The sequence below is a fragment of the Pantoea sp. BS_8 genome (assembly GCF_041954965.1).
GTDB classification, from domain to species: Bacteria; Pseudomonadota; Gammaproteobacteria; order Enterobacterales; family Enterobacteriaceae; genus Pantoea; species Pantoea stewartii.
This window is the reverse complement of record NZ_JAVAXU010000004.1, coordinates 36,303-49,346: the sequence shown is the minus strand read 5'-3', so window position 1 is coordinate 49,346 and position 13,044 is coordinate 36,303. Positions and strand designations below refer to the sequence as shown.

12 protein-coding genes are annotated in these 13,044 nt (G+C 55.6%); 7 read left to right on the top strand and 5 right to left on the bottom strand.

Going from position 1 to position 13,044, the window contains the following annotated elements:
- Positions 1–2: 2 nt before the first annotated feature.
- Both fhuD and fhuB read left to right on the top strand, forming a co-directional pair.
- Positions 3–881: a Fe(3+)-hydroxamate ABC transporter substrate-binding protein FhuD gene (gene fhuD, locus RAC65_RS10645; protein WP_039338689.1), complete on the top strand. Its 879-nt coding sequence runs from the start codon at positions 3–5 to the stop codon at positions 879–881.
- Positions 881–2,860: a Fe(3+)-hydroxamate ABC transporter permease FhuB gene (fhuB, locus tag RAC65_RS10640; RefSeq protein WP_110267837.1), complete on the top strand. Its 1,980-nt coding sequence runs from the start codon at positions 881–883 to the stop codon at positions 2,858–2,860. The genes fhuD and fhuB overlap by 1 nt, the downstream gene beginning before the upstream one ends.
- Before the next feature lie 31 nt (positions 2,861–2,891).
- Here the strand turns inward: fhuB and hemL are convergent, their stop codons facing one another.
- Positions 2,892–4,172: a glutamate-1-semialdehyde 2,1-aminomutase gene (gene hemL, locus RAC65_RS10635; protein ID WP_033740299.1), complete on the bottom strand. Its 1,281-nt coding sequence runs from the start codon at positions 4,170–4,172 to the stop codon at positions 2,892–2,894.
- A gap of 200 nt (positions 4,173–4,372) precedes the next feature.
- On the opposite strand from hemL, the gene erpA reads away from it, so the two are divergent.
- Positions 4,373–4,720 carry an iron-sulfur cluster insertion protein ErpA gene (gene erpA, locus RAC65_RS10630; RefSeq protein ID WP_006117744.1) on the top strand — a complete coding sequence of 116 codons (348 nt, stop codon included), beginning with the start codon at positions 4,373–4,375 and terminating at the stop codon, positions 4,718–4,720.
- A gap of 29 nt (positions 4,721–4,749) precedes the next feature.
- Here the strand turns inward: erpA and RAC65_RS10625 are convergent, their stop codons facing one another.
- The 3 genes from RAC65_RS10625 to mtnN form a co-directional block, all read right to left on the bottom strand.
- Positions 4,750–5,001: a hypothetical protein gene (locus tag RAC65_RS10625; RefSeq protein WP_006117745.1), complete on the bottom strand. Its 252-nt coding sequence runs from the start codon at positions 4,999–5,001 to the stop codon at positions 4,750–4,752.
- A gap of 121 nt (positions 5,002–5,122) precedes the next feature.
- Positions 5,123–5,935 carry a vitamin B12 ABC transporter substrate-binding protein BtuF gene (btuF, locus tag RAC65_RS10620; RefSeq protein ID WP_375096676.1) on the bottom strand — a complete coding sequence of 271 codons (813 nt, stop codon included), beginning with the start codon at positions 5,933–5,935 and terminating at the stop codon, positions 5,123–5,125.
- On the bottom strand, positions 5,928–6,626 hold the full coding sequence (mtnN, locus tag RAC65_RS10615; RefSeq protein WP_006117747.1) for a 5'-methylthioadenosine/S-adenosylhomocysteine nucleosidase: 699 nt from the start codon (positions 6,624–6,626) through the stop codon (positions 5,928–5,930). Before mtnN ends, btuF begins: the two co-directional genes overlap by 8 nt.
- Before the next feature lie 92 nt (positions 6,627–6,718).
- Here mtnN and dgt point away from each other — a divergent pair, with 92 nt between their 5' ends.
- The 4 genes from dgt to RAC65_RS10595 all read left to right on the top strand — a co-directional run bounded on the left by dgt (position 6,719) and on the right by RAC65_RS10595 (position 12,377).
- Complete coding sequence (gene dgt / locus RAC65_RS10610) at positions 6,719–8,209, top strand: dGTPase (protein ID WP_006117749.1); 1,491 nt, start codon at positions 6,719–6,721, stop codon at positions 8,207–8,209.
- A 133-nt stretch (positions 8,210–8,342) separates the two neighbouring features.
- The gene (gene degP, locus RAC65_RS10605) at positions 8,343–9,791 is read left to right on the top strand and encodes a serine endoprotease DegP (protein WP_033740303.1); all 1,449 of its coding nucleotides are present in this window, start codon (positions 8,343–8,345) and stop codon (positions 9,789–9,791) included.
- Between the two features lie 179 nt (positions 9,792–9,970).
- Complete coding sequence (locus RAC65_RS10600) at positions 9,971–11,128, top strand: CdaR family transcriptional regulator (protein ID WP_133745547.1); 1,158 nt, start codon at positions 9,971–9,973, stop codon at positions 11,126–11,128.
- A 31-nt stretch (positions 11,129–11,159) separates the two neighbouring features.
- Positions 11,160–12,377, top strand: coding sequence for an alginate lyase family protein (locus tag RAC65_RS10595; RefSeq protein ID WP_375096675.1), 1,218 nt, complete (start codon positions 11,160–11,162; stop codon positions 12,375–12,377).
- A gap of 73 nt (positions 12,378–12,450) precedes the next feature.
- Here the strand turns inward: RAC65_RS10595 and RAC65_RS10590 are convergent, their stop codons facing one another.
- Positions 12,451–12,843 carry a DUF3461 family protein gene (locus tag RAC65_RS10590; RefSeq protein ID WP_006117754.1) on the bottom strand — a complete coding sequence of 131 codons (393 nt, stop codon included), beginning with the start codon at positions 12,841–12,843 and terminating at the stop codon, positions 12,451–12,453.
- Between the last annotated feature and the right edge of the window lie 201 nt (positions 12,844–13,044).

The window sequence follows — 13,044 nt, the reverse complement described above, 5'->3', positions numbered from 1 at the left end:
TAATGCCGGATTTATATCGCCGTCGCCTGCTGATGGCAATGGCGTTGTCGCCTCTCATCCCGTCTTTCCCATCGCCTGCGGCACAGCCTGACAGCGACCGCGTTATTGCGCTGGAGTGGCTGCCCACCGAGTTACTCCTGGCGCTGGGCGTGAACCCGTTGGGTGTGGCGGACGTGCATAACTACAACGTCTGGGTCGGACAGCCGCCATTGCCTGCGGGCGTGGTGGATGTCGGGTTACGTACCGAGCCAAATCTTGAGCTGATGACCCAGATGCATCCCTCGCTGATTCTCTGCTCGAACGGTTACGGTCCACCGAAAGATAAGCTGCGGCGCATTGCGCCGATCATGGGGTTTGACCTGCACAATGGCGATGGCAAACCGCTGAGTCGCGCACGGGCCTCATTGCGGGCGTTGGCGGCCCGACTGGGACGGGAGGCGCAGGCTGAGGCGCATCTGCAACAGGTGGATGCGGAGATTGCGGCGGCGCGTCAGCGTCTGGCGCCGCACGCCGGTCGGGCCATTTTGCTGATGTCGCTACTCGACAGCCGCCACGCTATTACCTTCGGTAAAAACAGCTTATTCCTGGAAGTGATGGCGCTTTTGAATCTGAAAAATGCCTGGCAGGGCGAAACCAGTTTTTGGGGCAGCGCCGTGATTGGACTGGAACGGCTGGCCGTTTTCCATGACGTAGAGGCGATCTGCTTCGATCATGACAATGATGCCGTGATGCAGCAGCTGTCGCGAAGTCCGTTATGGCAGTCCATGCCGTTTGTTCACAGCGGCCATTTCCAGCGCGTTCCGGCGGTGTGGTACTACGGTGCGACCTTGTCAGCCCTGCACTTTATTCGCGTGCTGGAACGTGCGCTGGAGAAATCGTAATGCGTCATCGTTTTTTCCCGTTAGCCGTGACAGGTACGCTGTTCTTCCTGGCGCTGGTGTTAACCGCGATCAATCTGCAACAGGCGCTGCCCACGAACCAGTGGTTGCAGGCGCTGTGGACACCGGACAGCAGCAACATTGAGCAAATGGTCTTTCACTACAGCTTACTGCCGCGCTGGTCACTGGCGCTGCTGGTGGGGGCAGGGCTGGGGTTAGCCGGATTACTGTTTCAGCAGGTGTTGCGCAATCCGCTGGCCGAACCGGGCACGTTAGGCGTTTCATCCGGCGCGCAGTTAGGAATGACCGTCGCGACCTTATGGCACCTGCCGGGTGGGGCGCTGGCTCATCAGTTCGCCGCGTCGGGTGGCGCGCTGTTGGTCGGTGCGCTGGTGTTCAGCGTGGCCTGGCGCAAACGTCTGTCGCCCGTTACGCTGATTCTGGCAGGGCTGGTTCTCAGCCTGTACAGCGGCGCAGTGAACCAAATATTTGCCATCTTTAACCACGATCAACTGCAGAATATGTTTCTGTGGAGCACCGGCACGTTGAATCAGATGAGCTGGGACAGCGTTACCCAACTCTGGCCACGTCTGGTGCTGGCGCTGGTGCTGTCTCTGGCACTACTGAGACCGCTTACGCTGATGGGGCTGGACGATGGCGTCGCCAAAAATCTTGGGTTAGCGCTGTCTGCTACGCGGCTGGCCGTCCTGGTTCTGGCCATCTTGCTGAGCGCTCAGTTGGTGAGCGTAGCGGGGATCATTGGCTTCATTGGTTTATTTGCACCGCTGCTGGCAAGGCTGCTGGGTGGACGGCGGTTACTGAGCCGCATGCTGCTGGCACCTCTGATTGGTGCACTGCTGCTCTGGCTGGCGGATGCCTGCGTACTCTGGCTCACGGCGCACTGGCGCGAGGTCTCCACCGGAACCGTGACGGCGCTGCTGGGCGTGCCCATTCTGTTGGCGCTGTTACCTCGCCTGCGAACCGGATCCGTTCCGCCTGCGCTGGATCAGGGGGACAACGTGCCGGTCGAGCGATACCGTTACGGGCGCTGGACGCTGGTGGGATTGCTGATGCTGGGCGGGCTGACATGGCTGTGCCTGGCCTTTGGGCGCGATGCGCATGGCTGGGTTTGGACGTCTGGCGACATGCTGCAACAGTTATTACCCTGGCGCGCGCCGCGTGTGCTGGCGGCACTGGAGGTCGGCCTGATGCTCGGTGTGGCGGGCAGCCTGATCCAGCGCCTCACCGGTAATCCCATGGCCAGTCCTGAAGTGCTGGGCATCAGTTCCGGCGCGGCCTGCGGTGTGGTCGTGATGCTGTTCTTTGTTCCCGGCAACGCGCTGGCATTTCTGTTGCCGGCAGGTGCGCTGGGGGCGGCGATAACGCTGGCGGTTATTATGCTGGTCGCCAGTCGTGGTGGTTTCTCACCGGAACGTATGCTACTGGCGGGTATGGCACTCAACAGCGCCTTTGTCACCATTCTGATGCTGTTGATGGCAAGTGGCGATCCGCGCATGGCAGGGTTACTGACCTGGATATCCGGATCAACTTACAACATCAGTGCTACGCAGGCGCTGCAAAGTGCAGGCTGTGCGGCTGTTTTAGTGGCATTAGCGCCACTGGCCAGCCGCTGGTTAACCATTCTGCCACTTGGCAGCATGACCGCACGGTCTGTCGGTATGGCACTGACGGGTTCACGACTCGCCCTGTTGTTGTTAGCGGCGGCTTTAACGGCTTGCGCCACGCTGACGATTGGGCCGCTGAGCTTTGTCGGCTTAATGGCACCCCATATGGCCCGTATGTTGGGCTTTCGCCGCGCGCTGCCACAGGTTTTATTGTCTGGCGTGCTGGGGGCCGGGTTAATGGTGGCCGCAGACTGGTGCGGGCGCATGCTGGCCTTTCCCAGTCAGATTCCGGCGGGCCTGATGGCGACCTTTTTGGGCGCACCCTATTTTATCTGGCTACTGCGCCGTTCACGTTAAAAAAAAGACCGGCTCAGCCGGTCTTTTCTCATCAGAGCTTCGCGAAACAGCGCCGGGCCGCCTCGATGGTGTGCTGAATATCCTCATCAGTGTGTGCCAGCGACATAAACCCGGCCTCAAATGCGGACGGCGCAAAATACACGCCTTCTTCGAGCATCAGGTGGAAGAAGCGCTTGAAGCGTTCCACGTCGCACTGTGTCACGTCCTGATAGCAGGTGACGCTGTCGGCATCGGTAAAGAACAGGCCAAACATGCCGCCAACCTGATTCACCACCACGGGAATATTTTCCTGTCTGGCTGCCTCAACCAGCCCCTGAGCCAGTTGTTCAGTCAGACGGTTCAGCCTGTCATGCATACCTGGCTGCGCAATCTGCGTCAGGCAGGCATAACCGGCGGCCATGGCTACGGGATTACCGGACAACGTACCGGCCTGATAAACCGGCCCGGTCGGAGCCAGCGCGGACATGACCTCGCGACGGCCACCGAACGCACCCACTGGCATGCCACCGCCGATGATTTTGCCCAGGCAGGTGAGATCCGGCTTCACGTTATAGTGTGCCTGTGCGCCGCCCAGCGCCACACGGAAGCCTGTCATCACTTCATCAATAATCAGCAGCGCACCGAACTCATCGCACAGGGCACGCAGGCCCGGCAGGAAGTCAGGCTGCGGAGGGATACAGTTCATATTGCCGGCAACAGGCTCAACGATAATGGCAGCGACAGCCGCGGGATACTGTTCAAAGGCCGCACGAACAGAATCCAGATCGTTATAGGTGCAGGTCAGCGTATGCTTAGCAAAATCGGCGGGTACGCCCGGCGAGTTGGGTTGGCCCAGCGTCAGCGCACCTGATCCGGCTTTCACCAGCAGGTGGTCGGCATGGCCGTGATAGCACCCTTCGAACTTGATGATCTTATCGCGTCCGGTAAACCCGCGCGCCAGACGAATCGCACTCATGGTCGCTTCGGTGCCGGAGTTGACCATGCGCACCATTTCCATACTCGGTACCAGGTCACATACCAGCTGCGCCATGGTGACTTCCATTTCGGTCGGCGCACCAAAGCTCAGGCCGCGCTGGGCTGCCTCAATCACAGCCTGACGAATGCCTTCGTTGTTATGTCCCAGTACCATTGGCCCCCATGAGCCAACATAGTCGATATAGGCTTTGCCATCGGCGTCATACAGACAGGCGCCATCAGCATGCTCAATGAACAGCGGAACGCCGCCGACACCGGTAAACGCACGGACCGGCGAGTTCACACCGCCGGGGATCAGGCGTTGTGCTTCGGCGAACAGTTTTTCAGACTTACTCATTTTCGGCTCCAGCAGTTCATATAATTTCGGGCTATTCTACGGAAGAGGGGCGGCCGACGAAAGCCAGATATCCCTGCGTACGACTTCTCCGCGTCAATCCGGCACAGAGTGCGAAGCTGAGCGCTTGATTGCGGCGGGTCGCTGGCAGATAATAGCAACATTGAGGTCGTTTTCTGACCCGGACGTTTACGGAGTAACTCATGAGTGATGAAGTAGTAGCACTGCCGTTGCAGTTTACCGACGCAGCAGCCAACAAAGTGAAAAATCTGATTGCTGACGAAGATAACCCGGCGCTGAAGCTGCGTGTGTATATCACTGGTGGTGGTTGCAGCGGCTTTCAGTATGGTTTCACCTTCGACGATCAAATGAACGACGGTGATATGACCATTGAAAAGCAGGGCGTTTCGCTGGTGGTTGATCCAATGAGTCTGCAGTATCTGGTAGGCGGTTCGGTGGATTACACCGAAGGTCTGGAAGGGTCGCGCTTTATCGTAACCAACCCGAACGCCAAAACCACCTGCGGTTGCGGGTCTTCTTTCAGCATCTGATCATCAGGCCGCTCTCTCCGGGCGGCCTCTTACCATTCTATTGTCACCAGTCTGTCGTTCGTTGTGCGGCTTCCCTGACGCTTCAGCACCGTTTGCGTCACGCGCGGCTGTGCGCTGCTCTGGCGACCGCAGTCAACCTGTGGCGAAGACGGGCTTCGCACGCTGTTGACTTCGCAACGTGAATAGATAACAAGTCTGGCATTGATAGAGCCGGTCGTGGATCCCGCGAACGCCTGCTGCGCGATCACAAGCCCTATGGCCAGAAGCAGGGCTTTAGTCATAGTGAATTCCTGGTGTAGTCAAAAGCGCATCGCGCAGAAGGACGGCGGGCTTACATGGCACGCGTCTCTTAAATAACGTTAACGGCAGTGAAAATGATTACTTTAATTGGCAGGGCAATATTCAGTAGCCTGAAGATGCCTTCGGGGCGGGATGCAGTGCCTCACAGAGCTGCTCTGCGGCTAACAGGATACGCGGGCCCGGACGGCTGAGCCAGTCCTCGTTAATGGCAATGATGCGTACGTTGAGCTGCGGCCGCCAGAACTGCGCAAGCGTTTCAGCCTGTTGCGAACCGCCCGTTGTCACAATGACCTGAGGGTGGCGCATCAGGACCTGCTCCCGGCTCACCTGAGGCCAGCTCACCGGACTTGCGGCAAAAATATTTTGCCCGCCACACAGGCCGATAATGTCATTTTGCAGCGTCGCTTTAGCCGCCGTATAGATGGGGGAAAGACCAAACTGCACAAAAACGCGTACGGGGGGTTGCGGACGGTAGCGTTGGCGCAAGGCTGCGACCTGCTGGCGTAGTTGCGTAGCGGCCTGTGTAGCACGCTGGGGGGACGGGCTCCATCGGGCTAATCCAGCCAGCGAATGAATCATGTCATCCAGTGTCGAGGTGGCGACCCATTCCACATGAATCCCTGAGTGCACTAACTGCGCCACCTGACGGGATGAGGTGCCGCCGGGCCATGCCAGCACAACATCGGGCTTAAGCTGTAAAATGCGCTCAAGGTTCATCCCCTGCCAGGTCGCGACCTGCTCAATCTTTTGTGCTTCAGCGGGATAACCCGACCAGGCACTGACCGCAACCGGCGTGATGCCGGCGGCAAAAGCCAGTTCAGTCAGGTGAGGAGCCAGGGTGATGACGCGGGGCGGTGCAGCAGGCAGGCTGCTGCAAAACAGCAGCAGCCAGCAAAACAGCAGGGATTTAGCCATGTGCCAGGCGGGCCAGCAGATTTTCCACCATCAGGGAGGACTGCTTAGCGGCAACGCTCAGGAACTCATCGAAACTCAGGTGCGATTCCTGATCGGCCACATCGGAGATCGCGCGGACAACTACAAACGGCACGTTAAACTGGTGGCAGACATGGCCGATAGCGGTGGCTTCCATCTCAACGGCAATCGCCTGTGGGAACGTGGCGCGAATGCGGGCCAGAGGGGCTGCGCCATTGATAAACGCGTCACCGCTGACCACCAGGCCGCGAACCGCGTTGAGATTCAACTGCTGAATACAGGCTTCTGCGGCGGCGATCAGCTTACTGTCTGCGGTAAAGGCCGCAGGGCAGCCCGCCATCTGGCCCGGTTCATAACCAAAGGCTGTGACATCGGCATCGTGATAGCGCACTTCATCGGACACCACAATATCGCCTACCTTTAACGAAGAGGCTAAGCCGCCCGCTGAGCCGGTGTTAATCACCAAATCGGGTTTGCACAATTGCAGTAACAATGTGGTGCCCATAGCGGCCGAGGTCTTACCAATGCCGGATTTCAGCAACGCAACGTCCACACCATTCAGTGTGCCAGTGTAAATTTCACAACCAGCCAGAGACAGGGTCTGGCGATTTTCAATTTTGTCTCGCAGCAGGGTAACTTCCTGCTCCATTGCGCCAATGATGCCTGCTTTCATTTTACGTCTCGCTAATGTAATGGATGTCAATATCAGGCATAGTCTATCATGGCAGTGACGGGATTATTTCACGAAAAAATAAGGGGACAGCTATGGCGACGATCAATTTCAGGAAGAAGATCAGCTTCACTCGCCCTTATAGCAACCGTAAAGATCCACAGGGGGAATATTTTATTACCCGCCATTTCGAAAGCGATCGTGGGCGGATCATTAATTCAGCGGCAATTCGTCGACTGCAACAAAAAACCCAGGTATTCCCGCTTGAGCGCAACGCCGCCGTACGTTCCCGTCTGACGCATTCGCTTGAAGTGCAACAAACCGGCCGGTATATCAGCAAAGAAATTCTGCAGACGCTAAAGATGCAGGGTGGACTGGCAAAATATGGTCTGGATGACATGGAAGGGGCGTTCGAAAGCCTCGTCGAAATGGCCTGCCTGTTACATGATGTAGGTAACCCACCGTTTGGGCATTTTGGCGAAGCCGCCATTAATGACTGGTTTGAAGATAACCTGCCCGCTGAACTGGTCGATCCGCTGGTTGCGGGTGTTGAAAACGAGGCGCAGCGCGCGGACTTTGATCGCATGAACGCCATGATTCGTCAGGATTTGTGCCACTTCGAAGGGAATGCTCAGGCTATTCGCATGGTGCATTCGCTGCTGCAACTCAACCTGAGCTATTCTCAGGTAGCCTGCATCCTGAAATATACCGCGCCCGCATGGTGGCAGGGGGAAAAACCGGCTCAGTTTAGCGTATTAATGAAAAAGCCGGGCTTCTATTTATCTGAGCGGGAATATATCGATGAGCTTCGCACCGCCACAAATTTGACGGAACACCATCGCTTTCCGCTGACCTATATCATGGAAGCCGCTGACGACATCTCCTATTGTATTGCCGATTTAGACGATGCCGTTGAAAAAGCCATATTTAACGTGGACAGTCTGTATGAATATCTCAGCAAGGCCTGGGGAACAATAAATAATAACGATGCCTTCAGTCGTACAGTGGGGGAAGCGTGGCGCGAAGCGGGCAGTAAAAAACGCCGTAGCCGTAGCGATCAGTTTTTTATGTCGCTGCGGGTCAATGTTCAGAATGTTTTGGTCACCTACGCGGTGAAACGTTTTATTGATAATCTGCCTGCCATATTCGAGGGGCACTTCAACCATGCTTTATTAGAAGACGAAGGTGAAGAGGGCCGTTTATTACAGATTTTTAAAACCGTGGCGCGCCAGCAGGTGTTTAATCATTCCGAAGTTGAGCAACTGGAACTGCAGGGTTATCGGGTAATTAAGGGCTTGCTGGAAATATATCAGCCGCTGATGTCGCTCAATTATGAAGCGTTTACCACACTGATAAATGAAGACTTTTTACGCCATCATCCCATAGAGACCCGACTGTTCCATAAACTGTCTGGTAAACACCGAAAAGCCTATTTGTATAAAATGCGTACATTGGTTGTTGAGCATAAATATGAGCGTTTGTTATGGGAACGTTATTATCGTTTTCGCCTGATTCAGGATTACATTAGTGGCATGACGGATCTCTATGCCTGGGATGAGTATCGTCGCTTAATGGCGGTGGAATAACCCGAGAATTGTAAAGAGCGCGAATAAATTTTTACTTTTGCCTAAAACTTTTAGAGGAACTTCGCGCTAAAACATTTATCTCAACATTCGACCACAGCAATGGTCAGTATATCCATCATTGTGAGATACCAAAATGAAAAAAACCTCGTTAATGTTAAGCGCCCTGGCGCTTAGTCTTGGCATGGCACTGACCCCTGTGAGTGCTTTCGCTGCGGAAACGTCCTCTTCCGTGTCATCCACCAACAGCCAGCAGTTGCCGAGCCTTGCGCCAATGCTGGAAAAGGTTATGCCTTCAGTCGTGAGTATCAGCGTTGAAGGAAGTACGACGGTCAAAACGCCACGGATGCCGCAGCAGTTTCAGCAATTTTTTGGCGATAATTCGCCTTTCTGCCAGGACGGTTCGCCGTTCATGGGCTCACCGCTTTGCCAGGGCGGTGACGGTGGCGGTGCCCCTGCCGCGCCAGATACGCAGCAGCAAAAATTTAGAGCGCTGGGCTCTGGTGTCATCATTAACGCTGAAAAAGGCTATGTGGTCACCAATAACCATGTGGTAAACGACGCGACGAAAATTCAGGTAAAACTGAGCGATGGTCGCAGTTACGATGCCAAAGTGATTGGTAAAGATCCCAGCTCGGATATCGCATTAATTCAGCTGGAAGGTGCTAAAAATCTTACCGCGATTAAGATGGCCGACTCTGACAATTTACGGGTGGGCGATTACGCCGTGGCGATTGGTAACCCGTATGGTCTGGGTGAAACCGTTACGTCTGGTATCGTGTCCGCGCTGGGACGCAGTGGCCTGAATGTTGAAAACTATGAGAACTTTATTCAAACCGATGCGGCCATCAACCGGGGTAACTCGGGTGGCGCTCTGGTAAATCTCAACGGCGAGCTGATTGGCATCAACACCGCTATCCTGGCACCGGACGGCGGCAACATTGGTATTGGTTTCGCCATCCCGAGCAACATGGTGAAAAACCTGACGGCACAAATGGTGGAATACGGTCAGGTTAAACGCGGTGAGCTGGGCATTATGGGAACCGAGCTTAACTCTGAGCTGGCGAAGGCGATGAAAGTCGATGCGCAACGCGGTGCATTCGTCAGTCAGGTCGTACCGAACTCCGCGGCGGCGAAGGGCGGTATTAAAGCGGGTGACGTCATTGTGTCGATGAACGGTAAGCCGTTAACCAGCTTTGCTTCACTGCGTGCCGAAGTCGGCTCGTTGCCGGTAGGAACCACGCTGAAACTTGGCATACTGCGTGACGGTAAACCGCTGGATGTGACGGTTCAGCTGCAGCAGAGCACGCAGGACAAGGTGCAGTCCGCCACCATTTACACCGGTATTGAAGGCGCGGATCTGAGCAATAATTCAGGTAAAGAGAAAGGCGTTCGGGTTGACAGCGTGAAAGCGGGCAGCGCGGCGGCCAGAATTGGCCTGAAAAAAGGCGACCTGATTCTTGGCGTCAACCAGCAGGCCGTCAGCAATCTGGGCGAACTGCGTAAAATCCTCGATACCAAACCACCGGTACTGGCGTTGAACGTGCAGCGCGGAGACAGTTCACTGTATCTGCTGGCGCAGTAATCATAGGCAGGGGTTTATCACAGGCGGACTTCGGTCCGCCTTTTTTATGGCGACGCGCACAAATGTGATGGTCGCCGCATTTCTGTTAATGCCTGCCAGGCCTTGTGCAGATGCACAATGTTCTCCCGGTATCGCGCGTCTATGCTGTTTTCCCCCTCTTTATGACTCAGGAGTACAGGATGGCAACCTGTCATCTCGACGCACGACTGGCGCAGGAAATTGTCGCGCGCACTATGAAAATCATTGATGGCAATGTCAACGTTATGGATGCACGAGGACGGATTATTGGCAGCGGTGACCGGGAGCGCATCGGCGAATTACATGAGGGTGCATTGTTAGTGCTGTCTCAGGGACGTATTGTGGATATTGACGATGCGGTGGCCCGGCATCTGCATGGAGTCAGGCCGGGAATTAATCTGCCGTTGCGTATCGACGGGATGATTGTTGGAGTGATTGGTCTGACGGGCGAGCCGGGTGCGCTGCGTCACTATGGTGAATTAGTCTGTATGGCCGCAGAGATGATGCTGGAGCAGGCGCGGCTGTTGCACATGCTGGCGCAGGACAGCCGTCTGCGGGAAGAGTTGGTGCTCAATCTCATTCGCAGTGACGCGATCTCCCCGCAACTCACCGAATGGGCGCAGCGCCTCGGCATCGATCTTAATCAGCCCCGAATCGTGGCGGTGATCGAAGTGGACAGCGGGCAGCTTGGCGTTGACAGCGCGATGTCAGAATTACAGCAGTTGCAGACGTTATTGACGACACCGGCGCGGGATAACCTGATTGCCATCGTCTCACTAACCGAAATGGTCGTGCTGAAACCGGCATTAAATGCACACGGACGTTATGATCAACACGATCACCGCAGGCGGATCGAACAGCTCATGCAGCGCATGAAGGAAAGTGGTCATCTGCGCATGCGTATCGCGCTGGGCAATTTCTTTACGGGCATGGGCAGCATTGCACGTTCATATCGTACTGCGCGAACAACGATGGCGGTGGGAAAGCAGCGTATGCCCGAGGTTCGCAGCTATTTTTATCAGGATTTGATACTGCCGGTCCTGCTCGACAGCTTACGGGGTGGCTGGCAGTCAAATGAACTGGCGCGTCCGCTGGAAAAGCTAAAAAGCATGGACAGCAACGGTTTGCTGCGACGCACGCTGAGTGCCTGGTTCAGCAACAACGTGCAGCCCGGCGCGACGTCGCGTGCGCTTTTTATTCATCGAAATACCCTGGAATACCGTTTAAATCGTATCGCTGAATTGACGGGACTCAACCTGGGCAAGGTCGACGATCGCCTGCTGTTGTACATCGCGATCCAACTGGATGAGCAGGGCTGACAGGGCCCGAAAAAACGAAGAGGACAGACTGATGCGCGCACTGAGTTGGGGATGTGGCTTACTGATACTTGCGTTCACCTGCCAGGCGGCGGCGGCGGACACACTGATTTTTCTCTCGACAAAGACTTTGCTCACTACACGGCAGACCATCCAGAATCAGCAGGCAAGCCCACGTACGCAGCAAGCCTGGCAACAGCTGAAACAGCAGGCGGATAAGGCGCTTAAGCAGCCCGATCCCAGCGTCATGGACAAAGGTCTGGTGCCCCCCAGCGGCTCGCGACACGATTATCTCAGCCTGAGCGCGTACTGGTGGCCGGACGCCCGGCAGAAAACGGGGCTTCCGTGGAGGCGTCGGGATGGCGAGGTGAATCCCGACACAAAAAACAACCAAACAGACGGGCTGCGTTTTGCGCGTTTTAGTGCCGATGTGCAGGCACTGACGCTGGCCTGGTTCTTTTCGGGCGATGTACGCTATGCCAGTAAAGCCCAATCGATGATCCGTCACTGGTTTATCGATCCTGCCAGCCGCATGAACCCCAACCTTAACTTTGCGCAAGGCGTGCCGGGCATCAGCACGGGTCGGCATGATGGCGTACTGGATGGGCGTTATTTTGCCACCCGCATTGTTGATGCGTTGATATTGCTGCGTCAGTCACCTGGCTGGCGTGCAGGCGACGAGGCCGCGCTACAGCGCTGGTTCCACGACTACCTTACCTGGCTGCAAACCAGTAAGCTGGCGCGCCAGGAGCGGCATGCGGCCAACAATCACGGTAGCTGGTATTGTGTTCAGGTGGCCGGGATTGCCGCTTACCTGCATAACGACGCCGTTATGAGGGACATGATGGCGCTGGCTAAAACGAAGATCGGTGGGCAGATAGCGCGTGATGGCACGCAGCCGCTTGAACTGGCCCGCACCCGCTCTTTTCACTACAGTTTTTTTAATTTACAGGCGCTGACTGCGATAGCGGCCTTGTCGTCTCAGCGCGGTGAGGACGATCTCTGGCACTACTCTGACAAACAGGGCGGCTCGCTGCTGGCTGCGTTGGATTATATGGCACCGTTTAGTGATTCTGCGCGCCGCTGGCCGTGGAAGACGCGCGACCGTAACAGCGGGCGCGTCATTCCCCTGCTTATGCTGGCGGATAATGCGCTGGGTTCTGCACGCTATCAATCCTGGATTGACCGGTTTGACTGGCGTGAGGCGACTGAAGATGTCTTGCGTGAAGGGGCGTTGCTGCGGCAGGAGTAGCAGGGCATAAAAAAGGCCCGCCGCACAAAGTGACGCTCACTCAGGACGGCAGGCCGTAGTACGTTTGAAGGGATTAACGGCCGCTGCGGGTCAGTTTTTCCAGATCGGATTCAATTTCCGCGATCTTGTGTGACACCACGCCTTCCAGATGACGCAGATCGTCCAGAATTTTACGTTTCAGATCGACTTCAACCTGATCGCGCTGGCAAATTTGATCCAACTCATCGATGACATAGCGCAGGTTAGGGCTGATTTCCTGCACTTCACGGTAGCCCTGCGACGCATTATCGGCGACGACCGTTTTACGCTGACGAGGGTATTTAAATTTCACGCTTTTAGCGAAAAATTCGCCTTTATCTTTGCGGAAATAAATTTTCAAAATATCGTTATTCGCTTCCTGACGCAGGCTGTAGCGATCGATATCGTCGGGGTTACTAATGCCTAAGCTCTTAATATTGTCATACATAACGTTTTTTCCACCAAATGATAAGCGCGCAGAATTGTTCATGACTTAATGACTGTAGACATAAATAACATGAATCAGTGCGCAACAGGATTTAACTGGCGCGAATTATGACCTGGATGAAAAGTAAACGCACCCGTTGGTTCGCGTTGAAAAACAACATTACCCGTAACAGCTGTAAACAAAAGATGACGGGCTGTCAGG

Coding starts and splice junctions, on each gene's coding strand:
- fhuD (WP_039338689.1), top strand. CDS start 3: ATGCCGGATTTATATCGCCGTCGCCTGCTGATGGCAATGGCGTTGTCG.
- fhuB (WP_110267837.1), top strand. CDS start 881: ATGCGTCATCGTTTTTTCCCGTTAGCCGTGACAGGTACGCTGTTCTTC.
- hemL (WP_033740299.1), bottom strand. CDS start 4,172: ATGAGTAAGTCTGAAAAACTGTTCGCCGAAGCACAACGCCTGATCCCC.
- erpA (WP_006117744.1), top strand. CDS start 4,373: ATGAGTGATGAAGTAGTAGCACTGCCGTTGCAGTTTACCGACGCAGCA.
- RAC65_RS10625 (WP_006117745.1), bottom strand. CDS start 5,001: ATGACTAAAGCCCTGCTTCTGGCCATAGGGCTTGTGATCGCGCAGCAG.
- btuF (WP_375096676.1), bottom strand. CDS start 5,935: ATGGCTAAATCCCTGCTGTTTTGCTGGCTGCTGCTGTTTTGCAGCAGC.
- mtnN (WP_006117747.1), bottom strand. CDS start 6,626: ATGAAAGCAGGCATCATTGGCGCAATGGAGCAGGAAGTTACCCTGCTG.
- dgt (WP_006117749.1), top strand. CDS start 6,719: ATGGCGACGATCAATTTCAGGAAGAAGATCAGCTTCACTCGCCCTTAT.
- degP (WP_033740303.1), top strand. CDS start 8,343: ATGAAAAAAACCTCGTTAATGTTAAGCGCCCTGGCGCTTAGTCTTGGC.
- RAC65_RS10600 (WP_133745547.1), top strand. CDS start 9,971: ATGGCAACCTGTCATCTCGACGCACGACTGGCGCAGGAAATTGTCGCG.
- RAC65_RS10595 (WP_375096675.1), top strand. CDS start 11,160: ATGCGCGCACTGAGTTGGGGATGTGGCTTACTGATACTTGCGTTCACC.
- RAC65_RS10590 (WP_006117754.1), bottom strand. CDS start 12,843: ATGTATGACAATATTAAGAGCTTAGGCATTAGTAACCCCGACGATATC.